Origin of the sequence: Ancylobacter sp. (assembly GCF_965229075.1) — a bacterium.
GTDB lineage: Bacteria > Pseudomonadota > Alphaproteobacteria > Rhizobiales > Xanthobacteraceae > Ancylobacter.
This window is the reverse complement of sequence record NZ_CBDDIO010000002.1, coordinates 275,181-300,900: the sequence shown is the minus strand read 5'-3', so window position 1 is coordinate 300,900 and position 25,720 is coordinate 275,181. Positions and strand designations below refer to the sequence as shown.

General features: G+C 69.0%; 22 protein-coding genes. 10 read left to right on the top strand and 12 right to left on the bottom strand.

Features of this window, described 5'->3' with window-relative positions; all coding sequences use genetic code 11:
- Positions 1 to 3 precede the first annotated feature (3 nt).
- The 5 genes from ACO07Z_RS07455 to ACO07Z_RS07435 all read right to left on the bottom strand — a co-directional run bounded on the left by ACO07Z_RS07455 (position 4) and on the right by ACO07Z_RS07435 (position 6,576).
- Entirely contained in the window at positions 4 to 960 is a 957-nt protein-coding gene (locus ACO07Z_RS07455; RefSeq protein WP_421698125.1) for a 3-hydroxyacyl-CoA dehydrogenase, read from the bottom strand.
- Positions 960 to 1,748 (bottom strand): SDR family oxidoreductase, encoded by a 789-nt coding sequence (locus ACO07Z_RS07450; protein ID WP_421698124.1) that lies wholly within the window; start codon positions 1,746 to 1,748, stop codon positions 960 to 962. The genes ACO07Z_RS07455 and ACO07Z_RS07450 overlap by 1 nt, the downstream gene beginning before the upstream one ends.
- A 3-nt stretch (positions 1,749 to 1,751) precedes the next feature.
- The gene (locus ACO07Z_RS07445) at positions 1,752 to 3,860 is read right to left on the bottom strand and encodes an ABC transporter permease (RefSeq protein WP_421698123.1); all 2,109 of its coding nucleotides are present in this window, start codon (positions 3,858 to 3,860) and stop codon (positions 1,752 to 1,754) included.
- Complete coding sequence (locus ACO07Z_RS07440) at positions 3,857 to 5,407, bottom strand: sugar ABC transporter ATP-binding protein (protein ID WP_421698122.1); 1,551 nt, start codon at positions 5,405 to 5,407, stop codon at positions 3,857 to 3,859. The genes ACO07Z_RS07445 and ACO07Z_RS07440 overlap by 4 nt, the downstream gene beginning before the upstream one ends.
- A gap of 119 nt (positions 5,408 to 5,526) precedes the next feature.
- On the bottom strand, positions 5,527 to 6,576 hold the full coding sequence (locus ACO07Z_RS07435; protein ID WP_421700774.1) for a sugar ABC transporter substrate-binding protein: 1,050 nt from the start codon (positions 6,574 to 6,576) through the stop codon (positions 5,527 to 5,529).
- Positions 6,577 to 6,772: 196 nt separating this feature from the next.
- Between ACO07Z_RS07435 and ACO07Z_RS07430 the strand changes: the two genes are divergently transcribed.
- The gene (locus ACO07Z_RS07430; protein ID WP_421698121.1) at positions 6,773 to 7,495 is read left to right on the top strand and encodes a GntR family transcriptional regulator; all 723 of its coding nucleotides are present in this window, start codon (positions 6,773 to 6,775) and stop codon (positions 7,493 to 7,495) included.
- Positions 7,496 to 7,516: 21 nt separating this feature from the next.
- Here the strand turns inward: ACO07Z_RS07430 and ACO07Z_RS07425 are convergent, their stop codons facing one another.
- From ACO07Z_RS07425 to fmdA, 3 genes are all read right to left on the bottom strand, one after another.
- Positions 7,517 to 7,819 carry an FmdB family zinc ribbon protein gene (locus ACO07Z_RS07425; RefSeq protein ID WP_244378437.1) on the bottom strand — a complete coding sequence of 101 codons (303 nt, stop codon included), beginning with the start codon at positions 7,817 to 7,819 and terminating at the stop codon, positions 7,517 to 7,519.
- A gap of 76 nt (positions 7,820 to 7,895) precedes the next feature.
- Positions 7,896 to 8,414, bottom strand: a complete 519-nt coding sequence (locus ACO07Z_RS07420) for an AmiS/UreI family transporter (protein WP_244378436.1) — start codon at positions 8,412 to 8,414, stop codon at positions 7,896 to 7,898.
- Positions 8,415 to 8,471: 57 nt separating this feature from the next.
- A complete protein-coding gene (fmdA, locus tag ACO07Z_RS07415; protein ID WP_244378434.1) occupies positions 8,472 to 9,698 on the bottom strand; it encodes a formamidase in 1,227 nt (408 codons plus the stop codon).
- Between the two features lie 269 nt (positions 9,699 to 9,967).
- On the opposite strand from fmdA, the gene ACO07Z_RS07410 reads away from it, so the two are divergent.
- The gene (locus tag ACO07Z_RS07410) at positions 9,968 to 10,687 is read left to right on the top strand and encodes a winged helix-turn-helix domain-containing protein (RefSeq protein ID WP_421698120.1); all 720 of its coding nucleotides are present in this window, start codon (positions 9,968 to 9,970) and stop codon (positions 10,685 to 10,687) included.
- On the opposite strand, the gene ACO07Z_RS07405 is transcribed toward ACO07Z_RS07410, so the two are convergent.
- From ACO07Z_RS07405 to ACO07Z_RS07390, 4 genes are all read right to left on the bottom strand, one after another.
- On the bottom strand, positions 10,662 to 11,825 hold the full coding sequence (locus ACO07Z_RS07405) for a response regulator (protein WP_421698119.1): 1,164 nt from the start codon (positions 11,823 to 11,825) through the stop codon (positions 10,662 to 10,664). The genes ACO07Z_RS07410 and ACO07Z_RS07405 overlap by 26 nt on opposite strands.
- Positions 11,815 to 14,472, bottom strand: a complete 2,658-nt coding sequence (locus ACO07Z_RS07400) for an ATP-binding protein (protein WP_421698118.1) — start codon at positions 14,470 to 14,472, stop codon at positions 11,815 to 11,817. The genes ACO07Z_RS07405 and ACO07Z_RS07400 overlap by 11 nt, the downstream gene beginning before the upstream one ends.
- Positions 14,473 to 14,551: 79 nt before the next feature.
- The gene (locus tag ACO07Z_RS07395) at positions 14,552 to 15,502 is read right to left on the bottom strand and encodes an amidohydrolase family protein (protein ID WP_421698117.1); all 951 of its coding nucleotides are present in this window, start codon (positions 15,500 to 15,502) and stop codon (positions 14,552 to 14,554) included.
- Positions 15,503 to 15,517: 15 nt separating this feature from the next.
- Positions 15,518 to 16,099, bottom strand: a complete 582-nt coding sequence (locus ACO07Z_RS07390) for a hypothetical protein (protein WP_421698116.1) — start codon at positions 16,097 to 16,099, stop codon at positions 15,518 to 15,520.
- Positions 16,100 to 16,247: 148 nt separating this feature from the next.
- On the opposite strand from ACO07Z_RS07390, the gene ACO07Z_RS07385 reads away from it, so the two are divergent.
- The 8 genes from ACO07Z_RS07385 (at position 16,248) to apnL (ending at position 25,718) form a co-directional block, all read left to right on the top strand.
- The gene (locus ACO07Z_RS07385; RefSeq protein ID WP_421698115.1) at positions 16,248 to 16,637 is read left to right on the top strand and encodes an ArsR/SmtB family transcription factor; all 390 of its coding nucleotides are present in this window, start codon (positions 16,248 to 16,250) and stop codon (positions 16,635 to 16,637) included.
- Positions 16,627 to 17,061, top strand: a complete 435-nt coding sequence (arsC, locus tag ACO07Z_RS07380; RefSeq protein WP_421698114.1) for an arsenate reductase (glutaredoxin) — start codon at positions 16,627 to 16,629, stop codon at positions 17,059 to 17,061. The genes ACO07Z_RS07385 and arsC overlap by 11 nt, the downstream gene beginning before the upstream one ends.
- Before the next feature lie 17 nt (positions 17,062 to 17,078).
- Complete coding sequence (gene arsB, locus ACO07Z_RS07375) at positions 17,079 to 18,161, top strand: ACR3 family arsenite efflux transporter (protein WP_421698113.1); 1,083 nt, start codon at positions 17,079 to 17,081, stop codon at positions 18,159 to 18,161.
- 45 nt (positions 18,162 to 18,206) lie between these two features.
- Positions 18,207 to 18,959 carry an arsenical resistance protein ArsH gene (gene arsH, locus ACO07Z_RS07370; RefSeq protein WP_421698112.1) on the top strand — a complete coding sequence of 251 codons (753 nt, stop codon included), beginning with the start codon at positions 18,207 to 18,209 and terminating at the stop codon, positions 18,957 to 18,959.
- 241 nt (positions 18,960 to 19,200) lie between these two features.
- The gene (locus ACO07Z_RS07365) at positions 19,201 to 20,250 is read left to right on the top strand and encodes an ABC transporter substrate-binding protein (protein ID WP_421698111.1); all 1,050 of its coding nucleotides are present in this window, start codon (positions 19,201 to 19,203) and stop codon (positions 20,248 to 20,250) included.
- 40 nt (positions 20,251 to 20,290) lie between these two features.
- Entirely contained in the window at positions 20,291 to 22,831 is a 2,541-nt protein-coding gene (locus ACO07Z_RS07360) for an ATP-binding cassette domain-containing protein (RefSeq protein WP_421698110.1), read from the top strand.
- Positions 22,828 to 23,814, top strand: coding sequence for an ABC transporter permease (locus ACO07Z_RS07355; protein WP_421698109.1), 987 nt, complete (start codon positions 22,828 to 22,830; stop codon positions 23,812 to 23,814). The genes ACO07Z_RS07360 and ACO07Z_RS07355 overlap by 4 nt, the downstream gene beginning before the upstream one ends.
- Positions 23,811 to 25,718: a D-apionate lactonase gene (gene apnL, locus ACO07Z_RS07350; protein WP_421698108.1), complete on the top strand. Its 1,908-nt coding sequence runs from the start codon at positions 23,811 to 23,813 to the stop codon at positions 25,716 to 25,718. Before ACO07Z_RS07355 ends, apnL begins: the two co-directional genes overlap by 4 nt.
- The last annotated feature ends 2 nt before the right edge of the window (positions 25,719 to 25,720 follow it).

Below are 25,720 nucleotides of genomic sequence, written 5' to 3'. Positions count from 1 at the left end.
GTGTCAGCGGCCGATGTCGCGGTCGGCCCGCCGCTTCTGCGCGATGAGCGCCATCAGCCGGCGGTCGCGCCAGCGCTGGCGGGCGGGAAGTTGCGCGGCTGGGACGGCGGCGCGGCGCTCCGCCTCGACTCCGCCGGCCGCCACGTCGGCCCAGTCCACCCGCTCGCGCATGCCCTGGAACAGGCCGGCATACATGGGCTGGTAGCGGGCGATGTAGTCGGCGATGCCGCCGGGCGCGTTGAGATCGATGGTCTCGAACGGGCCGATGAAGCTCCAGCGCAGGGCGAGCCCGTCGGCGATGCCGCGATCAACATCGGCGGCACTGGCATAGCCGCCGGCGACGAGGCGGAACGCCTCTTCCATCAGCGCGCCCTGCATGCGGTTCATGATGAAACCGTCGATCTCCTTCTCCATCCGCAGCGGCACCTGGCCAGCGGCGGCGAGAAAGGCGACGGCGCGCTCCAGCACCGCCGGATCGGTCCAGCGCGAGGGCACCACTTCCACCGCCGGCACCAGATAGGGCGGGTTGATCGGATGAGCGACGACCCCGCGCGCCCGGCCGGGCACGGCCTCGAAAATGGCCGAGGGCAGCAGTGCGGAACTCGACGACGCCAGCACCGCATCCGCCGGCGCCAGCCGGTCGACCTCGGCGAAGGTCGCGCGCTTGATCTCGATCGTCTCCGGCCCGCATTCCTGCACCCAGCGAACGCCGTCGAGCGCCTCGGCGAGGCTGGCGCAGGGGGTGAGCGCGCCGACGATCTCGTCCACGCTCCGCCCGTTCAGCAGGTCGTTGCGCGCGAGGTCCTCTCCCACCGAGCGCACATAGGCGAGCGCGGCGGCGGCGGCGTCCGGCGCCGGATCCCACAGCCGCACCTCATGCCCGGCGCGGGCGTAGGTGATGGCCCAGGCGCGGCCGATCAGACCGGCCCCGACAATGGCGACGCGCGAGGGGGCACCCATCACAACGTCTCCACATTGCCGTCGACATTGAACGACATGGCCGAGAGGTTGCGGCCGGCATCCGAGAGCAGGAAGGCGACGGAGGACGCCACATCCTCCATCGTCACCATGCGGCGCAGCGAGATCTTGTCGAGATAGCGCGCCTCCATGTCGTCATAGCTCACGCCCACCTGCGCGGCGCGGTCGCGGATCACCCCTTCCATGCGCGGGCCGGCGACGATGCCGGGGAGGATGGCGTTGACGCGGATATTGTGCGGCCCCAGCTCCTTGGCGAGCGACTGGGTGAGGCCGATCACCCCCCATTTCGCCGCCGCGTAGGGCGTGCGGTAGGCATAGCCGTGGCGCCCCGCCGCCGAGGACATGTTGACCACCGCGCCGCCGCCGGCGCGCTTGATGTGCGGCACGGCCTGCCGGGCGCAGAGAAACTGGCCGGTGAGGCCGATATCGAGGCAGCGCCGCCACTCCGCCGGGGCGATGCCCTCCACCGCGCCGGTCGGGCCGGCGATGCCGGCATTGTTGATCAGCGCGTCGAGCCCGCCCAACGCGCCCAGGGCGGTGGCGAAGAACGCCTCCACCTGCCCTTCGTCCGACACGTCGGCCTTCATCACCGTGGTGCCGGGCAGTTCGGCCGCGGCGGCGGCGAGCGCGTCGTCGGCGACATCGCACAGAGCGAGGCGGCAGCCCTGCGCGTGCAGCAGGCGGGCAATGGCGAGGCCGATGCCGCCGGCGCCGGCGGTGACGACGACGCGCTGCCCTTCGAGGCCGCCGGCAAAAGATGTGGGGGACATGGATCAGTTCCTCTTTTCGCGAAGGGCGATCACGGCGGCGAGCACGACGCCGCCGAACAGGATGGCGCGGAAGGCATAGGGAAGCGTGGTGCCGGCGAGCAGCGTCTGCAGCGCGGTCAGCAGCAGCGCGCCGCCGACCATGCCGAGGAAATGCCCGCGCCCGCCGGTGATGAGGGCGCCGCCAACCACCACGATGGCGATGGAGGGCAGCAGATAGTCGTCGCCCATGCCCAGACTCGCCTGGCCGGAAAAGCCGGTGAGCAGGATGCCGACCAGCGCCGCGCACAGCGCCGAGAGCACATAGACGCCGATCACCACCCGCCCGGTGCGCACGCCGGCCAGCCGCGCCGCCTCCATCGAATTGCCGATGGCATAGACCCGCCGGCCGAAGGCGGTGCGGCCGAGCAGCAGCGTGCCGCCGACGACGAACAGCGCCAGCAGGCCGAGCACGGGGGTGATGCCGGCGATCTTGCCGGTCATCAGCCAGCGCAAGGCGGGTGAGGCGAAGCCGGCCGGCGTGCCACCGGAATAGAGCAGGGCGAGGCCTTGCAAGATGCCGTTCGCCGCAAGTGTCACCACGATGGGGGAGAGGCCGAGCGCCACCACGCCAAGGCCGTTCAGCAGGCCGATCAGCGCCGCGACGGCGAACACCGCCGGCAGGGCGTAGAGCAGGGCGGCGTCGGACCCCTGCACCAGCCCGGCGAGCAGGATGCCGGAAAGGCCGATGGTCCACGGCACCGAGAGGTCGAGCCCGCCGGTGAGGATCACCGCGCCCTGGCCCAGCGCGAGGATGACGAGGAAGGTGGAAAGCACCAGAAGCGCGTTCCAGAACCCCCAATTGGCCAGCGTGTTGCCGAGCACGAACTGCGTCGCGATCAGCACCAGCACGAGGCAGACATAGGCCGGCAGGGCGAAGCGCAGCTCGCGGCCATGGCGCTGCAGAAAGCTCGGCGCCACGCTGCGTGCCGGCGCCGTCGCGCTGGTGACGAAGGCGAGGCGCCGGTCGCCGGCGGGGCGCTGGCTCACATGCGTGCCGGCGCGCCGCGCCGCGATCGCCCCGCCCAGCCGGCGCAACTGGTCGCTCAGCACGGAATCGCGGCTCAGCGAGCCGATCAGCACGGCGGCGAGCAGCACGCCGCCTTCGGCGATGGTGGCGAAATAGGCGGAAACGTTCAGCACCAGCAGGATGTTGACCACCACCATCAGCACCAGCGCGCCGAAAATGGTGCCGACCAGCCCGCCCTTGCCGCCGCCGAGCCTTGTGCCGCCGATCACCACCGCCGCGAACATGGACAGCAGCAGCGAATTGCCGACCAGCGGGTCGCCCGAGCCGGTCTGGGCGCTGACGAACACGCCGGACAAGCCGTAGAACCCGCCCGCCAGCACATAGGTGGCAAAGCGCACCAGGGTGACGCGGATGCCGGTGGCCATGGCCGAGGCGGGATCGTTGCCGACGGCGTAAAGCGCGACGCCGAAGCCGGTCTTGCGCAGCCAGGTCCAGAACAAGGCGGCGAGGCCGAGCAGCACCAGCGCCATCGGCACCAGCCCCTCCACCGCGTCGCCCATATAGAAGCTGCCGAGCGCGGGCGAAATGAAGCCGCCCGGCTGGTCCATCACCAGCAGCGTTGCGCCCTGGACGATGAACATGGTCGCGAGCGTCACCACGATGGGCTGAAGGCGGACCACGGCGACGAAAAAGCCGTTGAAGGCGCCGACCATCATGCCGATGCCGATGCCGGCCAGCGTCCACACCAGCACGGAGGCTTCGGTGGCGGCCGGGTCCATGGAGCGCGCCAGCATCGCATTGACCAGCGAGATCACCGCGCCGGCGGAGAGGTCGAAGCCGCCGGAGAGCACCACCAGCGTCTGCCCCATCGCCGCCAGCGCCAGCGGCGTCGCGCCGGAAATCTGGAACGACACGTCGAAATAGGCGAGCGGCCCGGGGCTGAGCGCATCGACGAGCAGGAACAGGCCGAGAAACACCGCCAGCGCCACCAGCGGCGCGCGGTTGCGCCCGAGCCAGCGGCGCGGGGCGGACGGTGTGCGGGCCGATGCACGCGACCGGGCACGCGGGGCGGCGGAGGTGACGGGGGTGGCGAGGTCGAGGCTCATGCGGCGGCTCCGTCGGGGAGACGGGTGGCGCCATGGCCGAGCACGGCGCGCATGACCGTCCGCTCGTCCAGCGCGTCGAGTTCCAGACGCGCCGTGACGCGGCCCTCATAGAGGACGATGGCGCGATCGCTGAGATGGACGAGTTCGGGGATTTCGGTGGAATGGAACAGCACCGCGCCGCCGGCATCGGCAAAGGCGCGGATCAGTTCGTAGAGCTGGTGCTTGGTGCCGACATCGATGCCGCGCGTGGGGTCGAACAGCAGCAGGATGCGGCTCTGCGCCACCAGCCATTTGGCAAAGGCGATCTTCTGCTGGTTGCCGCCGGAAAAGGCGCCGGCGGCCTTGAAAGCGGCAACCGTCGCGACATCCACCGCCGCGAACACCCGGTCGGTGGCGGCGCGCTCCGCCGCGCGGTCGATGAGACCGTGGCGGCAGAAGCTGTCGATCACCGGCAGGCTGGCATTGGTGGTGCCGTCGAGATTGAGGAACAGCCCTTCCGTCTTGCGGTCCTCTGGCACGAAGCCGATGCGCAGGGAGGGGTGCAGCGCGTCCGCCGGGCTGGAGAGATGCACCGGACGCCCATCGACCATGAGTTCGCCGCGCCGGAGCGGCAGCGCGCCGAAACAGGCGGAGAACAGCTCCTTCTGTCCCATTCCCTGCAGCCCGGCGACGCCGAGAATCTCGCCCGGCCGCAGTACAAGGTCGACATCGCTGAGCTTGGCGCCCGCGGTGAGGCCCCGCGTCTCCAGTACCGGGGCCGGGCGGTTGGCCGCCGGCACGGCGCGGCGCGGGGGAAAGGTCTGGTCGAGCGAGCGGCCGATGATCATTTCCACCACTTGCGCGTCGGTGAAATCCGCCACCGCGCCGCTCGCCACCCGCTTTCCGTTGCGCAGCACGGTCATGTCGTCGCAGAAGGCGCGTACTTCCGGCATGCGGTGGGAGATGAACAGAACGGTGATGCCGCGCGCCTTGGCGTCGGCGATCAGCGTGCCGAGCCATTCCACATCGCTGCCGGCCAGCGCCGAGGTCGGCTCGTCGAGCAGCAGCAGGCGCGGCTGGCGGTAGAGGGCGCGGGCGATCTCGATCTTCTGGCGCAGGGCGAGGTCGAGCCGGCCGATGTCGGCGTGGAGATCGACCGCGAGGCCGAGCCGGGCGAAATGCGCGGCGACGTTCTCGGCGACCTGCTTGCGTCGCAGCGTGCCGAGAAAACTCATCGGCGCGGCGGGGATCAGCATGTTGTCGAGCACGCTGAGGTCGCGCACCAGAGTGAGTTCCTGGAAGGCGGTGCGGATGCCGGCGCGGTGGGCGTCGCGCGGGGACCGCAGCCGCACCTCCTGCCCGTCAATGGCAATGGTGCCCCCGTCGGGTTCGATGAGCCCGGAGAGCAGCTTCATCGTGGTGGATTTGCCCGCGCCATTCTCGCCCAGCAGGGCGTGCACCGTGCCGTCGCGAACAGTGAAGCTGACATCGCTGACCGCCCGGGTCGCGCCGAAAGCCTTCGACACGCCGGCGAGCGCGACGGCGGGCGGGGTGTGGGGATGGGACATGGCCATCTCTCCCTTGGCGCGCGAGAGGGGGCGCCGGCACGCGGCCGGCGTCGGCAGAACCGTGGGGCTGCGGGGAGCGCGCGCGGGCGGCGCGCTCCCTTGTTCGCGGCAGCGGCCGCTCAGTTCTCGGGCTGGCCGACGAGGGCGGCGTTCAGGCCGACTTCCGGGGTCTTCTCGGAGAAGATCGAGGCGAACCAGCCGGGATTGGCGATGATGGACGGCTTGAACACGTTGCAGCCGGCCTTCATCTCGTCCCAGCTGCCGGTCTCGCACAGCTTGATCGTCTCATTGGTGACGATCGGCAGCGGCAGGGTGACGTTGTGCGGCACCTCCTTGCCGTCGAGCAGTTCCGCCGCCAGCTTCAGCGCATAGGCGCCGGAATAGGGCGGGGAGGCGTAGGAGATACGCGGCGCGCCGAGCGGCTTGTAGGCGCCGTCGGCACCCTCCACCTCGGTGCCGGCCTTCAGCATCTGGATGCGCCCGCCATTGGAGCCTTCGCCCGCGCAGGGCTTGAGCTGCTCGGCCGTGCGGCCGGCTTCCAGCTGCATCGCATTGGCGGTGTAGCAGCCGACCTGCATCCACAGCCCGTCAATGTCGTTCCAGTTGCGGGTGGCCAGCAGCTTGGAAAGCTCGGTGCGCGCCACCGCCTGGCTCCACAGGCCGACCGCCTCGCCGACGATCTTGATGCCGGGATGCTTGGCGAAGACTTCCTTCGCCGCATTGGTGCGCCCGCTATCCACCGAGGTGCCGGGCACGCCGGTGACGAGGACGATGTTGCCCTTGCCGCCGAGCTTTTCCACCAGCCATTCCGCCGTGCGCCGGCCGGCTTCCGCCTGGTCGATGGTGACGTTGTAGGCGCAGGGCTCGGTGATCACCGAGTCATAGGCGATGATCTTCACGCCCTTGGCGCAGGCGCTCTTCACCACCTGGTTCAGCGCGGTGGGGGAGATCGGGTAGACCACGATCGCCTTGGCGCCGGCCTGCACCATGGCGTTGATCTGCTGGATCTGGCGCTGGGCATTGGGGCCGGCGACCTGGACTTCGAGATCGATCTTGTCGCGCAGCGTCTTCGAGGCGGCCATGGCCTTGACCATGTTGGCGGCCTCGGCCTGCCAGTCATTGCCGATATAGCTCATGGACAGGAAAACCTTCTGCTTTTCCTGAGCCATGGCGGGGGTCACGGCACCGGCGAGCGCGCACAGCGCCGCCAGCCCGATACGGGCTGTCATCCTCATTCGTCGTCCTCCCAAACGCGGCGCGTCTGTCGCGTGCCGTCGATTTTGATATTAGATCAAAAATCAAAACCGTCTTCAAGTCCCTCGCGCTCTGGGCTATGCTGAGGTCATCCGCAGCCGGGAGTCGCTGATGTCCGATCTACGCGAACAGGTCGTTCCGCTTCACAAGCAAACGTTGCAGGAAGGCGTGTTCCGCCGGCTGTGCGAACTCATCCTCGAAGGGGGAATAGCGCCGGGCCAGTCGATCACCGTGGCGCATCTGGCCGAGGCGTTCGGCGTCAGCCCGATGCCGGTGCGCGAGGCGCTGACCAAGCTCACGGGCGCGGGCGTGCTCACTGTGGTGTCGGGGCGCACCATCGGCATTCCGAAGCTGACATCAGCGCGGCTGGAAGATCTGCGGCGGGTGCGGCTGGAAGTGGAGACCACCGCGGTGCGCTGGGCCACCGAGCGGCAGGACGGCACGCTGATCGCGGCGTTGACGCGGGCGTTCCAGCGGCTGGAGGAAGCGGAGAAGAACGCGGACGCCAAGCACTATATCGGCGCCAATTACGACTTCCATTTCCACATCTATCGTCACGCGGGATCGCCGATCCTGCTGACCATCATCGAAAATCTCTGGCTGCAGATCAGCCCGTATTTTCATCTGCTGCGCGGTTCGGGCAATTTCCGCATCTCGAACCATCAGCACCGGGCGATCTTCGACGCCGTGAGCGCCCGCGATCCCGAAAGGGCGGCGCGGGCGCTCGCCGCCGATATTGGCGGCGCCTATGAGGTGCTCGCCGCGCTCATCGGCTCAGGCGCGGGAGAGGGCAAGAGCAAGGCCCGCGCCCGCGTGCTTTCCTCCGCCACGTGAGCGTGCAAGGGCGGCCGGGCTTTAGTGGCCGAGAGACCAGCGCCGCTCGATCGGGGCGGGCTTGTTCTTGCGCGTACCGCAGAGCGAGCAGCCGCAGCCGGCGAGATGTTCGCGCTTCACCACCTTCGGCTCGGAAGCGGTGCCTTCGGAACGGGCGAGCGCCTTGCGCAGCGTGCCGTTCATCGTGCTGAGCCGGGGCATCGCCATGGCGCGCGGCGCCGTGCCGCTGCATTCCGGGCAGCAGGCCGGCTGGTCCGCCTCGCTCATCGCGCTCCAGCCCTCGAAGGGCCCGCAATCGTCGCAGGCATAGGAATAGAGGGGCATCCTTGGATCCTCCATGAATGGGAACGGATGGCCCGTGGGCCATCCGGGAGAGTAAAGGGCCGTGGCCCGTGCGGGATCAGGGGTTCAGCCAGCCCTGCAGCAGCGACACGCCCGGCACCCAGCCGGTGACGATGCCGATGAGCACGGTGAAGGCGCCGGTGAAGCGCAGGATCGGCTGCTTCATGGTGAGCAGCAGGAAGTAGCAGAACCACAGCAGCGCCCAGCCGACCCAGTTCCAGCCCATCCAGAGGCTGATGGAACTGTCCGCCCCGCGCAGCGACTGGATCGCCACCGGCACCACGGTGATGGCGACGAACAGGCTGAACCAGCCGAGCCCGCGCCCGTCGACCTTGGTGACGCGGTTATAGGCGACCCAGAAATAGGTGGCGGTGAACAGCAGGGTGAGCGCCGCGCCCTTGATGGAGCCGGCATCCGCCTCCGGGTTGAACGCCCAGAACAGCGAGATGGCGAGCGTCACCACACCGGAGACGACGTTCACCACGATGATTTCGCGGTCCTCGATCTTTCCCAGCAGCCACAGGCCGTTGAGCACGAGGACGGCGCCGACATAGAGCAGGCCAAGTCCGAGCAGCATGATGGATCTCCTCGGCCCCGGCCGGCAGGCCGACCGGGGCGCTCTGTGCCGGAGGGGTCAGCTGGCGCGGGCGACATCGACGCCCGACACCTGCTTTGTGGGCCCGGTGGAGTTGGGGTTGATGTCGAATTCGAAGATCTTGGTCGGGATCGCCACCGTGGCGCAGACATTGGGAATGTCGACGATGCCGGCGATGCGTCCTTCCACCGGCGCGGTGCCGAGGATCGAATAGGCCTGCTCGCCGGAATAGCCGAACTTCTTCAGATATTCGATGGCGTTGAGGCAGGCGCGGCGATAGGCGACATGCGCGTCGAGATAATATTGCTCGCCCGTGTGCTCATCCACCGAGATGCCCTCGAAGATGAGGTAGTCGTCGAAATGCGGGTCGATCGGGCTCGGCTTGAAGATCGGGTTGACCACGCCGTATTTCGCCATGCCGCCCTTGATCAGCCCGACGCCGATGTCGATCCAGCCGGCCATCTCGATGGCGCCGCAGAAGGTGATCTCGCCGTCGCCCTGCGAGAAGTGGATGTCGCCCATGGAGAGGCCGCCGCCCTTCACATAGACCGGGAAGTAGCAGCGCGAGCCGCGCGACAGGTTCTTGATGTCGCAATTGCCGCCATGCTCGCGCGGCGGCACGGTGCGCCAGCCTTCGGCCGCCGCCTTGTCGCGCGCCGCGCCGGTCATCTGGCCCATCAGCGCGGTGTCGGAGAAGGGCAGGCAGGCCAGCGGCGGCACCCGGTTGGGATCGGTGGCGACCAGCGCCGCCTCGCGACGGTTGGCCTCCGCCAGCAGCTTGTGGTCGGGCAGGCAGCCGATCAGGCCGGGATGGACGAGGCCGGGATAGCGCACCTTCGGGATATGGCGTGAGGTGGTGTAAATGCCGTGGAAGTCCCAGCAGGACTTCACCGCGTCGGGATAGTGCTCGGTCAGGAAGCCGCCGCCATTGTTCTTGTCGAACAGGCCGTTGAAGCCCCATTCCGAGCCCTCGATCGGCCCGATGTCGAGAATGTCGACCACCATGAGGTCGCCCGGCTCGGCGCCTTCGACGCCGAAGGGACCGCTGAGATAGTGCACCTTGGTCAGGTTCACGTCGCGCACATCGTTGGCGCTGTCATTGTTGCCGATCTGGCCGCCGGTCCAGTCGTAGCACTCGACGCGGAATTCATCGCCCGGCTTGAAGGTCTCGACCATCGGCAGGTCGGGATGCCAGCGGTTATGGGTCTTGATCGCCTGGTCTTCCGGCGCCTTGTTGAGATCGATCTTGAAGACGGTCTTGGCCATGAGCTTCCTCCTGTGAGGGTGCCGCGGCGTTGGCGCCGTTCCTGAAGGCGGGCGGCTGGAAAGCCGCGCGCCCGCACCCTGCCGCAGCAGGCTAGGAAGCCGATGTAAGCGCTCTTCCCGCGCTGGCGGGGGCGAATGTAAATTTTTGTAATCGTCCTGCGGCATGGCTGCCCAGCGCGGGGACGAGCGGCTAGGATCGAACCCAAGGCGACGATCTGTCGTCTCGATGCGCGAATGCACGGGGCGGGATGATGAATGAGGCGGTGCGCATGCCGCGCATCCTGATGGTCGATGACGACCGGCGGATGTGCGGTTTCGTGACCAAGTTTCTGACGCGCGAAGGCTTCGCGGCGGAGTTCGCGCTCGACGGCGCCACCATGCGGGACGCGCTCGCCGTCACGCCCTATGATCTCGTCATTCTCGACCTCACCTTTCCGCGCGGGGAGGACGGGCTGACGCTGGCGCGCGGCCTGCGGGCAGGCTGGGACATGCCGCTGCTCATGCTCTCGGCGAAATGCGAGACGGTGGACAAGATCGTCTGCCTGGAAATCGGCGCCGACGACTACCTCACCAAGCCGTTCGAGCCGCGCGAATTGCTCGCCCGCATCCGCGCCCTGCTGCGCCGCGCCCGTGGTCTCGCCCGTTTGCCGGCCGCTACGTCGCCGGAACGGGCGAACCGCATCGGCTTCGGTGCCTTTCGGCTCGATCTCGACCGGCGCGAACTCACCGGCCCGGACGGGACGCGGGTCGATCTCACCGCGCATGAGTTCCGCCTGCTGGCGGCGCTGGCGGAACGTCCCGGCCGGGTGATGAGCCGCGACCAGATGCTCGATCTGGTGGCGAGCCGGCAATGGGCGCCGTTCGACCGCAGCATCGACGTGATGATCGGCAAGCTGCGGCGCAAGCTGGACGATGGCAGCGGCCGGCAGCTCATCCAGACCGTGCGCGGCGAGGGCTATGTGTTCACACCGCCGGCAGCACCAGCGTGACGCGGGTGCCGCAGCCCGCCGCGCTCTCGATGAGAAGATTGCCGCCGGACTGGCGGGCGAAGCCATAGACGGTGGCGAGGCCGAGCCCGCTGCCGCTTTCCGCCGGCTTGGTGGAAAAGAACGGGTTGAGCGCCTTCTCCAGCACCTCCGGCGTCATGCCGCAGCCCTCATCCTCCACCGTCACCACGGCATAGGCGCCGGCCGGCATGTCCTCCAGCCGCGTGGGCGCGCTGGCGCCGAGATCGGCGAGCGCCACGCCAAGCCGGATGAGGCCGGCGCCGCCCAGCGCGTCGCGGGCATTGATGAGCAGGTTGAGCAGGCTCGCCTCGAACGGGCGCGGGTCCACCTTGGCGGGGCAGGGGGCGGCCGGCCGGCTGAGTTCCAGCGCGATGCCGGGACCGAGCGCCGCGCGGGCGGTGGCGGCGGTGTGCTCGACCGCCTGCGCAAGGTCGATGGTGCGTGGCAGAAGCGTCTGGGCGCGGCCGACCGCGAGCAGCTGCCGGTTGGCGGCGGTGCCCTCCTCGACGGCGGCGAGCGCGTCGGCCACCAGTTCGCGCATCAGGGCGCCGTCGGCCTCACCGCCGCGCGTCAGCTCGTCCCGCAGCAGCTTGAGATTGCCGCCGACCACGGCGAGCAGATTGTTGAAATCATGGGCGATGCCGGCCGAGAGCCGGCCGATCGCCTCCAGCCGGCGGGCGCGGCGCAGCAATTCCTCCGCCTGTTCCCGCTCGCGGGCGAGGCGGTGGCGGTCGAAGCAGCGCGCGAGGATCGCCAGCAGCTCCGCCGGCTCGAACGGCTTGCAGACATAGTCGTAAATGCCCGCCTGCAACGCCCGGATGGCGGTGGGCACCGAGGCATAGGCGGTGACCATCACCGCCAGCAGCTCCGGCCGCGCGCCGATCAGCGCGGTGGCGAGCGCCACCCCGTCCTCATGGCCGAGGCGGATGTCGACCAGCGCCACCGCCGGCCCGTCCGCCAGCGGCCCGGCCAGCGCGGCATGGGCGCCGGCGCCGTCATGGGCGACGGTGATGGCATAGCCTTCCATCTCCAGCAGCAGCGCGAGGCTGGCGGCGAAGTCGGGATCGTCGTCGACGATCAGCACGCGCGACGGCGCGTGGGGGAGGGCCTCAAGCGACATGGCGGCTCTCCCCGGAGGCGGCGGGCAGGCGCAGCTCGACGCGGGTGCCGGTGCCCGGCACCGAGTCCACCCGCACCTGGCCGCCATGGCGTTCGGTGATGCGCTGCACCAGCGCGAGGCCGAGCCCGAGTCCGAATGGCTTTGTGCTGAACAGGGGCTCGAACAGCCGCGCCCGCACCTCCGCGCTCATGCCGGCGCCATTATCCGCGACCGTGATCACCACCTGATCGCCCTCGCGCGCGGTGGTGAGGCGCACCCGGCCCGGCGGCGCGTTGGCGGGGCGCTCCTGCACCGCCTGCATGGCGTTCTGAACCAGATTGACCAGCACCTGCCGCAGCCGCTCGCCATCGGCCTCGATCATCCCGCCGCAGCCGAGGTCCAGTTGCAGCGGCACCGGACCGAGGGCGCGCAGGTCGCCCGCCTGCTCGGCGATCCACGGGTCGAGCGCCAGCGGCACCATGGCGACATTCGGCCGGCGGGAGAATTCCAGGAGGTCGTCGATGATGCGCACGCAGCGGCGCACATTACGCTGGATGCGGTCGAGCTCGCCGCGCTCGCGCTCGCCGGTCAAGCTTCCCGCCCGCTGTAGCACCGCGACCGAGGTGGCGAGCGTGCCGAGCGGGTTGCGCAGCTCATGGCTCACCGTGGCGGTGAGCTGGCCGAGCGCGGCGAGCCGCTCGCTGCGGGTCAGCTCCTCGCGCGTCTCGTAGAGCTTCTCCAGCGAGCCGACGAGGTTGCGCTCGGCAAGTTCCCGGCTCTCATTGGCGAGCACGATCCACCAGGCGCTGATCGCCAGCAACGGCAGCAGCGCCAGGAAGATGCGCAGCAGCAGCGCGCCATTGTCGAGATGCGGCACGTCTTCGCCGGGGTCGATCAGCCGGTAGGTGAGCAGGAACAGCGCCCCCGTCACCACCGACAGCGCCACCAGCACGCCCGCCACCTTTAACAGCCGCTGCGGCATGTGCGGGGCGATGCGGCGGGTGAAGCCGTCACCGAGATAGCGCGAGCGCGAGCTTTCCAGATCCTGATGCGATTTCTTGCAGGCGTCGTGACAATGCGCGTCGAGACTGCAGCACAGCGAGCAGATCGGCCGCTCATAGAAGCTGCAATAGGCCATGTCGTCCCGCTCATAGCCATGGTCGCAGATCTCGCAGCGCAGCACCGTCGCGCCCTCGGGGCCGAGACCCGGATGCACCGGCGGACGGGCGAGATAATAGCGCCCGCGCGTGGCGAAACCGATCAGCGTCGCGCTGGCGAAGGCGATGAGGAAGGAGAACGGCGCGGCATAGGCCTGCATCAGCGGCCCGAGCACGCCGGTGAAGGCGGTGAGCGAGACCAGCGAGCCCAGCGCCATGCCGCCGCAGCCGACGGGATTGAAATCGTGCAGATGCGCGCGCTTGAACTCGATGAAGCTCGGGCTGACCTTGAGCGGCTTCAGCACCAGGAGATCGGCGACGATCGCCCCGACCCAGGCCATGGCGATGTTGGAATAGACGGCGAGCACCACTTCCAGCGTGTCGAAGATGCCGAGCAGCATCAAGAGCAGCGAGATGAGGATGTTGAACACCAGCCACACCACCCGGCCGGGGTGATAATGCGTCACCCGCGAGAAGAAATTCGACCAGGCGAGCGAGCCGGCATAGGCATTGGTGACGTTGATCTTGATCTGCGAGATCAGCACGAAGAAGGTGGCGCAGAACAACACGAGCGCCGGGTTCTCGAACACGTGGCCATAGGCCACGATATACATGTGGATCGGCTCCAGCGCCGCCGGGCGCGGCAGGCCGCTGCCGAGCACCAGCACCGCGAGCAGGCCGCCGGCGAGGATTTTCAGCCCGCCAATGACGATCCAGCCCGGCCCGGCGGCGATGACCGCGCTCCACCAGCGCAGCCGGTTCGCGCTCGTCTTCTCGGGGAGGAAGCGCAGATAATCCGCCTGCTCGCCGATCTGCACGACGAGCGAGCACATCAGGCTGACCGCCGCGCCGAAGGCGAGCACGTCGAAGCCGCGCGAGCCGGTTTCCAGACCGGCGAAATTCACCCATTCGGCGATCTCGTCCGGCGCCTTAAGCGCGATCATCACGAAGGGCAGGATCATCATCGCCAGCCACAGCGGCTGCGTCACCATCTGCAGCCGCGAGATCATGGTGATGCCCATGAGGGTGAGCGGGATGATGACCAGCGAGGAGACGATATAGCCGAGCACCAGCGGCACATCGGCATAGATCTTCAGCGCCTGCGCCATGATCGCGCCTTCCAGCGCGAAGAAGATGAAGGTAAAGCTGGCATAGATCAGCGAGGTGATGGTCGAGCCGATATAGCCGAAGCCGGCGCCACGGGTCAGAAGATCGAGGTCGATGCCGTATTTGCTGGAATAATAGCCGATCGGCAGGCTGGTGACGAAGATGAACAGCGACACCGCGAGAATCGCCAGCCCGGCATTCAGGAAGCCATAGCTCAGCGTGATCGAGGCGCCGATGGTCTCCAGCGCCAGGAACGAAATGCCGCCGAGCGCCGTGTTGGCGATGACGAAGGGCGACCAGCGCCGGAAGGAGCGCGCGGTGTAGCGCAGCGAATAGTCTTCAAGCGTCTCGTTGGCGATCCAGGAATGGTAGGAACGCAGGGCGGGCAGTTCAGGCGTTTCCACGGGCTTGGCACCTTGTTTTGGCGCAGGCTAGTGGATCGGCGGGGGAGGAGCCAGACTTTCGTCGAAGCCGGCCCGGCTTCTAGAGGCCGAGCAGCCGTTCGGCATTGCCGTGGCAGATCTTGGCGCGGACCTCCTCGCTGAGCGGCGCGGTGTCGATGAAAGCGGCGGCGATGTCGGGATCCTCATAGGGATAATCGACCGAGAACATCACATTGTCCTCGCCCAGCGCCTGGAGCGTGGCGGCAAGCGCTATCGGATCGCACACGCCCGAGGTGGTCACCTTGATGCTGCGGCGGATGATCGCCGAGGGCAGGGCCTCCGGCGGCAGCGTCTCGCCGAGGTCGAACTGCCGCCGGCTGTCGAGACGCCAGAGCAGGAAGGGCAGCGTCTCGCCCATATGGCCGAGAATGATCCGCACGCCGGGAAAGCGGGTGAGCGTGCCGCCGAGGACCAGCCGCAGCGCATGGGCCGCGGTTTCCGCCGTCCAGGCCCAGACCGGGCCGCCGATTTCCGGCCGGTGCGCGAACATGGCGGGCTGGTCGGCCATGGCGCCAGGATGCAGATAGACCGGCACGCCGAGTTCCTCGACACGTTCCCAGAAGGGGAGGTAGCGCTCCTCGTCGAGATAATGCCCGTTGGTCTGGCCATTGATGAGCGCACCGCAAAAGCCGAGGTCGCGCACCGCCCGCTCCAGTTCTTGTGCCGCCGCCGCCGCGTCCTGCAAGGCGAGATGGGCGAAGCCGGCATAGCGGTCGGGCCGCCTGCTCACCTCGCGGGCGAGGAAATCATTGGCGTTGCGGGCAAGCCGTATCGCCTCCATGGTGTCGCGCAGCCCCTGCACCCCCGGCGTGGTGACGGAAAGCACCATGCGCGCGATGCCGGTGCGGTCCATCATCTCGAGCCGCAACGCGTCGAAATCGGCGAGACGCCGCTCGACATCAGCAAACAGCGCGTCGCTGTGCGTCGGCCGCGCCACATGGGCGGCGAGTTCGGGCGTGGTGAAATGCTCTTCAAGCGCGATCTTGCGCATGGGTGGCTCCTGCGATCACGGCGTGGGAACGGGGCACGCCTCGGCCGGCGAGGTGGCGATCTTGAGCTGTTGCATCATGAACTCGGCATTGTTCCTGGAATCGGCCAGCCGCGCGCCCGACCAATAGGCCGTCCCGCAGGTCGCCGCCTGGCAGTCGCCACCGGCGGTCTGCCACTCACCCGTGCGCACCACGTCGCAGGCGCAGATCGCCTTGTCCGGATTGGCGGGGTCGACGGTACAGATCTTGTTGAGGCATTGCGACCAGGGCGTGCCGCTCGGGCAGCGCAGCCCCTTCTTGCCCTGCTGGAACTGGGTGAGGGCGAATTGCGAATAGACGGTGCGCACCCCGTTCGCGTCCGTGCTCGGCCGCACCGTGTCGCAGGGAACGGTGGCGAGGTTCGGTCCCTCCTGCATCTGACAGACGCAGATCGACACGTCCGGGTTGCCCGGCTGGGGAATGCAGGGCGCCGAGGTACAGAGGGCGAAAGCCTGGTTGCAAAGATAGTTCGCGGCGCCCGCCGGCGTCGCAACACCGAGCACCGCACAGACGGCCAGCACGTTGAGCGCAAGGCCAAGCATCGCCGATCGCATGGACATGCCTCCCATCCCTCGTTTCGCAGGCGAGCCTACCCGCCTTTGATCTCCGCGTCGCGACGGTTTGCGTCCCGCTGAGGATGCGGTGCCGGGCCTTGGTTCACGCGAGGCGGGTCTTGGTTTCCTTCCTTATGTCGGCTATCGTCGACATATGGACACCGATAACGCTCTTGCCGCCTTCGCCGCGCTCGCCCAACCCACCCGGCTCGACGTGTTCCGCCTGCTCGTCGCCCATGAGCCGGACGGCATGCCGGCGGGCGAGGTGGCGCGTCGGCTCGATGTGCCGCACAACACGCTCTCCACCCATCTCGGCATTCTCGCCCGGGCGGGGCTGATCGAGGCCGAGCGGCAGAGCCGGCTCATCCTCTACCGCGCCCGGCTCGACGCGGTGCGCGAGCTCGCTTCCTTCATCCTCAAGGATTGCTGCGGCGGCAAGCCCGACATCTGTGCCCCGCTGATCGCCGATCTCCAGCCCTGCTGTCCCGCTGCGGGCCAGAGCACAGACATACCTGCCGCCAAGGAGGCGCGCCATGTCGCCTGAGAGCGCCGTCACCATCTACCACAACCCCGCCTGCGGCACCTCGCGCAACGTGCTCGGCCTCATTCGCAATGCCGGCCTTGAGCCGGTCGTGATCGAGTATCTCAAGACCCCACCGAGCCGCGAGGAACTCGCCTCGCTGATCGCCCGCATGGGGATCACCGTGCGCGATCTGCTGCGCGAGAAGGGCACGCCCTATGCCGAGCTTGGGCTCGGCGATCCCGCGCTCAGCGACGAGGCGCTGCTCGACGCGATGATGGCGCACCCGATCCTCATCAATCGCCCCATCGTCGTCACCCCGCGCGGCGTCAAGCTGTGCCGGCCTTCCGAGGCGGTGCTCGATCTGCTCGACGCCCGGCAGCGCGGCGAATTCCGCAAGGAAGACGGCGAACGCGTCATCGACGCCGACGGCCACCGCGCCGCCTGAACCCGGACCGGAACCCCATGTCTGAGACTCTGGCGCTCACGCCCCGGCCGGCCGCGCGGCTGTCCTTTCTCGACCGCTACCTCACCGTGTGGATCTTCGCGGCGATGGCGCTCGGCGTCGTCCTCGGCACTTTGTTCACCGGCCTGCCGGAGGCGCTGAACGCGCTCTCGGTCGGCTCCACCAACATCCCGATCGCCATCGGGCTGATCCTGATGATGTACCCGCCGCTGGCCAAGGTGCGCTATGAGGAACTGCATCTTGTCTTTGCCGACAAGCGGGTGCTCGCGCTGTCGCTGGTGCAGAACGGGCTGATCGGCCCGGCGCTGATGTTCGCGCTGGCGGTGCTTTTCCTGCGCGACTACCCGGAATACATGACCGGCCTGATCCTCATCGGCCTCGCCCGCTGCATCGCCATGGTGCTGGTGTGGAACCAGCTCGCCTGCGGCGACAACCAGTATGTCGCCGTGCTGGTGGCGTTCAATTCGATCTTCCAGATCCTGTTCTTCTCCACCTATGCCTGGCTGTTCCTCACCGTGCTGCCGCCCTTGTTCGGGCTGGAGGGCAGCGTGGTCGATGTCAGTTTCTGGACCATCACCGAGGCGGTGCTGATCTATCTCGGCATTCCGTTCCTCGCCGGCTTCCTCACCCGCCGCCTGCTGATCGCCCGCAAGGGGGCGGACTGGTACGCCAATGTGTTCCTGCCGAAGATCGGCCCGATCACGCTGGGCGCGCTCCTGTTCACCATCGTCGCCATGTTTAGCCTCAAGGGCGGCGATCTCGTGCGCCTGCCGATGGACGCGGTGATTATTGCCATCCCGCTGACGATCTATTTCGTCGTCCAGTTCCTCATCAGCTTCGCCATGGGCCGGCTGATCGAGGCGGATTATCCGCGCACCACGGCCATCGCCTTCACCGCTGCGGGGAATAATTTCGAGCTCGCCATCGCGGTCGCCATCGCCGCCTTCGGCCTGGCCTCGCCCGTCGCCTTTGCCGCCGTCATCGGCCCGCTGGTCGAGGTGCCGGTGCTGATCCTGCTCGTGCATGTCGCGCTGCGGCTCGGCCGGTCGTGGTTTCCGGCGACGGCGCCGCGCGGCGGGTGAGGTGCGAGGGACCCTTCCGCGCGCCGCTTCCTCAAAGGGTTTCCGATGATGACCGACGACTTCACCGAGGCGCTGGACCTCGCCCATTTCGACCGGCCGAATGCCGACAAGCTGGCGCCGGCCGCGCCGATGACGCATCCCCCGCGCATCCTGCTGCTCTATGGTTCGCTGCGCGCGCGGTCCTATAGCCGGCTCCTGGTCGAGGAGGCCGCGCGCCTGCTCACCGCCATGGGCGCGGAAACCCGCATCTTCGATCCCAGCGGCCTGCCGCTGCCCGACGCGGTGCCGGCCGACCATCCCAAGGTCGTGGAATTACGTCGCTTGTCGGAATGGTCGGAGGGCCAAGTCTGGTGCAGCCCGGAGCGGCACGGCACGATCACCGGCGTGTTCAAGTGCCAGATCGACTGGCTGCCGCTGGAATATCGCGGCATTCGCCCGACCCAGGGGCGCACGCTGGCGGTGATGCAGGTCTCCGGCGGCTCGCAATCCTTCAACGCGGTGAACACGCTGCGCGTGCTCGGCCGGTGGATGCGGATGGTCACCATCCCCAACCAGTCCTCGGTCGCCAAGGCGTTCGAGGAATTCGACGAGGCCGGGCGGATGAAGCCTTCGGCCTATTACGACCGCGTGGTCGACGTGATGGAAGAACTGATGAAGTTCACCCTGCTCACCCGCGAGCGCCGGGACTATTTCACCAGCCGCTACAGCGAGCGGCGCGAGGCGGCGGTGAAGGCGGCCATGGCCGCCGAGGCGGATCTCGCCAGCATCGCCGTGTCGGGAACCACCCCGTCGCGCTGAACGGCCGCTCCCGCGCCTCTTTCGCACCATTCTTCCCGCGCTCCGCCACCGGCGGCGACGCACGGGCAGGGCCGCGCCCCTATCATCCGCTTGCCGCGCGGTGCTTCTGGGCCGTCCGCCGTGCCGATGGGCTTGCGCAACTGGTATAATGAGATAATGTTGCTACCATCGAGCGGCCGATGATCGCCGATGCCTGGGAATCCATCAAGAGCCTCACCAATGGGGCCAATGGGAGGAAATGATGCGCCTGAAAACCCTTTCGCGCGCCTGCGCCACCGCCTGCGCGGCCCTCGCCTTCGCCGCCGCCGGCGCCCTGCCGGCCTCCGCCACGCCGGACAAGCCGGTGATCGCGCTGGCCAACGCCTATTTCGGCAATAGCTGGCGGCACCAGATGGTCGACGCCTTCAAGGAAGCGGCCGAGAAGGCCAAGGCCGAGGGCAGGATCGCCGATTACATCATCCTGAATGGCGACGGCACCGTCGCCCAGCAGAACAGCCAGATCGCCGAACTCATCCTCAAGAAGGTCGACGCCATCGCCGTCGACGCCGCCTCCGAGACGGCGGTGAACGGCATCATCGAGAAGGCGTGCAAGGCCGGCATCAAGGTGGTGTCGTTCGATTCCGTCGCCTCCGCCCCGTGCAACTGGCAGCTCAATTTCGACTTCAAGGGCTATAAGCGCGACCAGGCCGAATGGGTGCTGAAGAAGATCGGCGGCAAGGGCAATGTCATCGTCGTGCGCGGCGTCAAGGGCTCGGCGCCGGATGCCGATATGTATGGCGCGCAGGAAGCGGTGCTGAAGAACTATCCGGATGTGAATGTGGTCGCCACCGTCTATGGCCAGGCCACCGCCTCGGTCGCCCAGTCGGCCGTGGCCAACGCGCTGCCCAGCCTGCCGCAGGTCGACGCGGTGCTGGCGCAGGGCGGCTCGGACGACACCGGCATCGCCCAAGCCTTCGACCAGTATGGCGGCGCCTATGCGAACAAGATGCCGGTCATCGAGGGCGGCGGCTCGTCCAACTTCATCCAGTGGTGGGCGAAGCAGAAAGAGGCCAACGGCTATTCCACCATCTCGATGAACACCACGCCCGGCATTGGCGGCGCCGCGTTCTGGCTCGCCTATGAACTGGTCAAGGGCGCCAACCCGCCCAAGCTGATGATCATGCCGGTCGCCACCGTGACCGATGAGAACCTCAAGGACTATGCGGGGCTGCCCGCAGGCGTCATCGTCAGCCCGTCCTATTCCCAGCAATGGGTCCAGGACAATCTGATCAAGGCCAAGGCGGGCAACTGACCCGCCGACCGCCCGTCCCTGAAGCCGACCACGGACACGCATGATGACGGCAGCTTTCTCTGCCGCGCAGGACGCACCGGCACGCGCGGCCGGTGCGTCGGCGCCGCCTTGTCACACCTCCCCCGCGGCCGGGCCGCACGCGTTCGGCGAGCCCGGAGGCGCCGCGCCGGCGCCGGTCGTGCGCCTGTCGGGCATCTGCAAGGCATTCGGGCCGACCCGGGCCAATGACGCGGTGGATCTCGTCGTCGGCGCCGGCGAGGTGCTTGGCCTTGTCGGCGGCAATGGCGCCGGCAAGTCGACGCTGATGCGCATCTTGTGCGGCGTCACCCGCGCCGATGCCGGCCGCATCACGCTGCGCGGCGTCGACATCGCCCCCGATCTCTACGACACCACGCTGGCGCAGGCCGGCGGCATCCGCATCGTGCATCAGGAATTGTCGCTGTGCGACAATCTCTCGGTGGCGGAGAACTTCTTCCTCGAAGCGCCGGAGGCGGCGCGGGCGCTGCCCGGCTGGCGACGCATCTTTCGGGCCCGCGCCCGTGCGGCGCTGGACGAGGTGTTTCCCGATCACGGCATTTCGGTCGACGCCCGCGTCGCCCATCTGCAGATCGGCCAGCGCCAGATGGTGGAGATCGCCCGCGCCGTCGCCACCCCGCAGGTGCGCCTTGTCATCCTCGACGAACCGACCTCCTCGCTCGGGCTGGAGCGCAGCCGGCAGCTGCGCGCCTATATCAAGGCCCGCACCGCGCAGGGGCTCGCCTTCATCTTCATCAGCCACAAGCTGCAGGAGGTGGTCGACATCGCCCACCGCGTTCTGGTGCTGCGCAATGGCCGCTCCGTCTGGTGCGGGCCGGCGGTGGAGGCGAGCGTCGAGGCGCTGGTGCGGGCGATGGGCGGGGCGAGCGAGAGCGAGATGCGCTCCCGCCGCGCCGGCCGGCCCGTCATCGGGGCGGAAGCGCCCGAACAGGTGCGCCTGTCCGGCCCGCTCGTCGCGGCCCTGGGGCGCGACGTGGTGCTGCGCGCCGGCGAGGTCGTCGGTCTCGCCGGGCTGGAAGGCTCCGGCCAGCGCGATCTGCTGCACCGTCTCCACCGAAGGCCGGGCGCCGGCATCCTCCGCCGGGGCAATGCCAGCTTCGTCTCCGGCGACCGGCAGAAGGAGGGCGTGTTTCCGCTGTGGAGCGTGCTCTCCAACATCGCGCTCGGCCGGCTGGAAGGGCGGGCGCCGCTCGGTCTGGTGCAGGAGGCGCAGGAGCGCGCGGCCGCCCGTGCCGCGGCCGAGAAGCTGAAGCTCGATCCCGCCCGCTTCGATTCCCCCATTCTCGACCTCTCCGGCGGCAACCAGCAGAAGGCGCTGGTCGCCCGGGCGCTGGTGGGCGACGCCGGCACGATCCTGTTCGACGATCCCACGCGCGGCGTCGATGTCGGGGCGAAGGAGGATTTCTACGCGCTCATCGGCACGGTGGCGCGGGCGGGACGGCTCGTCATCTGGCATTCGACGGAAGACATCGAGTTCCTAGAATGCGACCGCGTTCTGGTGTTCGCCGGCGGCCGCATCGTGCGCGAGCTGGTGGGGGCGGAGATCACCGAGCAGGCGATCGTCGACGCCTCCTTTGCCGGCAGCGGACCGAGCGAGCGCGACGCGACCGCCGGCGCGCGCGGGCTCGCCGACCGGCTGGTCGATCTCGCCCCCTTCGCCAGCCTTGCCGCCGTCTTCGCGCTCATGGCCTGGGTGAATCCGCTCACCGTCTCGCTGTTCGGCCTCGAATTGCTGCTCGGCCCGGCGCTGGCGCTGGTGCTGGTGGCGCTGGCGCAGATGTTCGTCGTCGGCGGCAGCGAGATCGACCTCGGCGTCGGTGCCTTCGCCGGGCTGGTCAATGTGCTGAGCGCGACGCTGCTGCTCGACACGCCCTGGCTCGGTGCGCTCGCGCTCGTCGCCGGCGTGCTCGCTTATGGGCTGATCGGGGCGACGATCCAGCTGCGGCGCATTCCCGCCATCGTGGTCACGCTCGGCGCCTCCTTCATCTGGATCGGCGTCGGCTACACGCTGCAGCCGACGCCGGGCGGCGCGTCGCCGGAATGGCTGTCGGCCGCCTTCGCCTGGACGCTGTTCGACGTGCCCGCCAGCCTCGTGCTCATCGGCGTGGCGGCGCTCGTCGCTCTCGCCATCGACCGCTCGCCGCTCGGCGTGGTGCTGCGCGGCTTCGGCAATAATGCGCCGGCCATGACGCTGGGCGGTTGGTCGCCGCTGCGCTACGCCATCCTGCGCTACATGCTGGCGAGCCTGTTCGCGCTGGCGGCAGGGCTCTCGCTCACCGCCATCAACACCGCCAGCGACATCAATGCCGGCGGCCCGTTCACGCTTATCAGCGTCGCCGCCGTGGTCATGGGCGGCTGCGCGCTGATCGGCGGGCTGGTCTCGCCGCTCGGCGTGGTCGCGGGGGCGCTCACTCTCGCCCTTGTCGGCGCGCTGCTTGGCGCGCTCGGCGTCTCCACCGACTACAATGCCGCCGTGCAGGGGTGCCTGCTCCTGTCCATGCTGGCGCTGCGCGCGCTCGCCGATCGCCGGGAGGCCCGCCGATGACCGCCCTGATGGAACGGCTGGAGCGCCACCGCTGGATCTGGTCCGCCCTCGGCGTGCTGCTGCTCTGGGCGGTGCTGTCGATCACCACCGGACGTTTCAGCCTGCACTCGCTCTCCGGCGTGGCGGTGTCCGCCAGCTTCCTCACCCTCGTCGCTCTGGGGCAGATGCTGGTCGTCACCACCGGGCGCGGCAATATCGACCTGTCGATCGCCAGCGTGCTGACGCTGAGCGCCTATGCCAGCATCGTGGTGGCGGCCGGCTCGGATGCGCGCCTGCCGCTGGCGCTGGCGGCGGTGCTCGGCATCGGGCTGGTGACCGGGCTCGCCAATGCGCTGCTGGTCGTCGTGCTGCGCATCCCCGCCATCATCGCCACTCTGGCGACCGGCTATATCCTCGCCACCGCGACGCTGATCGCCAATCGCTGGGCGGCGGGCTTCTCCATGAGCCCCTTCCTCAAGACACTGGCCGCCGGGCGGGTCGAGGGCGTGCCGCTGATGCTCGTCATCGCGCTCGTCGCCGTGGCGCTCGCCGGCCTGCTGCTGGGCCGCACCGTCTATGGGCGCCGGCTCTCCGCCGTCGGGCAGAACGAGCGGGCGGCGGCGCTGGCCGGTATCCGCACCGGCCGCGTCGTCACCGGCGCCTTCCTCGCCTCCGCCCTGCTGGCGGCACTGACTGGCATGCTGCTCGGCGCCTATGTCGGCGGCGCCTTTCTGGAGATGGGCCAGCCCTATCTGCTGCAGTCGCTCGGGGCGGTGGTGCTGGGCGGATCGCTGATCTTCGGCGGTTCGTCGACGGCGCTCGGCACGCTGTGCGGCAGCTTCCTGCTGATCCTCATCGTCACCACGATGCAGATCGCCGGCCTGCCGGCGGGCACGCAGGACATCGTGCAGGGCCTCGTCGTCATTGCCGTGCTGGCGCTGGCGGGCGGGCGCGCGGTGCGCCGGCGCCGCGCCGCCCCCAAGCCGGAGGGTGTCACGCCATGACCGCCGGCATTTCTCCCGAGGCCCTTCGGCTGGCGCTGTTCGGCACGCCCGAGCCGGAGCCGGAGGTGCGCCGGCTCGAAGCCGGCCCGCTTAGCGCGGAGCTGATCGACGGAAATCTACGCAATATCCGCTTCCACGGCGTCGAGGTGCTACGGGCGATTTCCTTCGTGGTGCGCGACAAGGACTGGGGCACCTATGCGCCGGTGCTGCACGATCTCGCCATCGAGGAGGGGGAGGGCCGCTTTGCGGTCCGCTACCGCGCCGACTGCGTCGGTCCCAGCGGGGAGCGGCTGGTGTATGAGGGCCGCATCGCGGCAACGCCGACCCGCCTCGTCTTCGAGGGCGAGGCGGTGCCGGAAGGCGATTTCCTCACCAATCGCTGCGGCTTCACCGTTCTTCACCCCATCGTCGGGCTCGCCGGCACCGAGGTCGAGGTCGAGCAGGTCGACGGCCGCCGGGTGGTGGCCCGCCTGCCGGACCTGATCGACCCGGCGCAGCCCTTCAAGGACATGCGGGCGATCCGCCACACTGTGGCGCCGGGCGTGCGGGCGACCTGCCATATGGAGGGCGACGCCTTCGAGATGGAGGACCAGCGCAACTGGTCGGACGCCTCCTACAAGACCTATGTCCGCCCGCTGGCGCTGCCCTGGCCCTATGTGCTGCCGGCCGGCGCGCCGGTGCGCCAGCGCGTGACGCTGGACATCGCGGCGGAAGGCGCGGCACCGTCCTCGCCGCGGGACGACGCGCCGGTGACGCTCACGCCAGGCGCGACGCGGGGGCGGCTGCCACTCTTCGGGCTGGCGATCCCCCCCGATCAGGCCGCCGCGACGCGGGACGCTGCCGACGAGCTGGCCGCGCTCGCCCCGCAGACGCTGCTGTTCCATTTCGACCCGACCTCGGGCCACGGCCCCGCGGAACTCGCCGCTTTCGCCCGGCTGGCGGGGCAGGGCGGGGAATGCGTGCTGGAATATGTCGTCCCCTGCGCGCGCCCGCTCGATGAGGAGTTTTCCGACCTCGTCCGGCAGGTGGCGGCGGCGGGGCTGCGGCTGGACGCGCTTGCGGTCAGCCCCGCGGTCGACCGGCGTTCCACTCCGCCCGGCAGCGTCTGGCCGCCCTGTCCGCCGCTGGAAGAGGTCTATGAAGCCGCCCGCCGCGCTTTCCCGACCCTGCGGCTTGGCGGCGGCATGTTCAGCTATTTCACCGAGCTGAACCGCAAGCGCCCGCCGGTGGCGCGGCTGGACTATGTCACCCACTGCACCTGTCCCATCGTGCATGATGCCGATGACCGCGCGGTGATGCAGTCGCTGGAGGCGCTGCCCTTCATCCTGCGCTCGGCGCGGGCGTTCATCGGCGCGGACATGCCTTACCGCATCGGGCCTTCCACCATCGGTATGCGGCACAATCCCTATGGCGCGCGGGTGATGCCCAATCCCGAACGCCGGCGGATGCCGATGGCGGAGCGCGATCCCCGGCAAGACGGGCTGTTCGCCGCCGCCTATCTGGTCGGCATGGCCGCACGCCTCGCGGAAGCGGGGGTGGAGAGTTTCACCGGCGCGGCCCTCACCGGCCCGTTCGGCCTGCTGGCCGAGGACGCGCCGGGCCGCCGCCCGGTCTTCCACGCCGCGCGGTGGCTGGCGGGAATCGGCGGTGCGCCGGCAATTTCCGTGGCCTCGGCCGATCCGGCGCGTGTGCTGGCATTGGCGGGCGCCACGCAGGCCGGCGACCGCGTGCTGCTGGCCGCAAATCTGACGCCACAGGAACAGGCCGTGACGCTTCCCTTCCTCGGCCGCGCGCAGCTGCTCGACGCGGCGGCGGTGCTCGGCGGCGCCGGCCCGCGTCCGGTGGATGCCGGGGCAGGGTCGTTCCTTCTCCCGGCCTATGCGGTGCTGCGCCTGGAAGGGTGAAG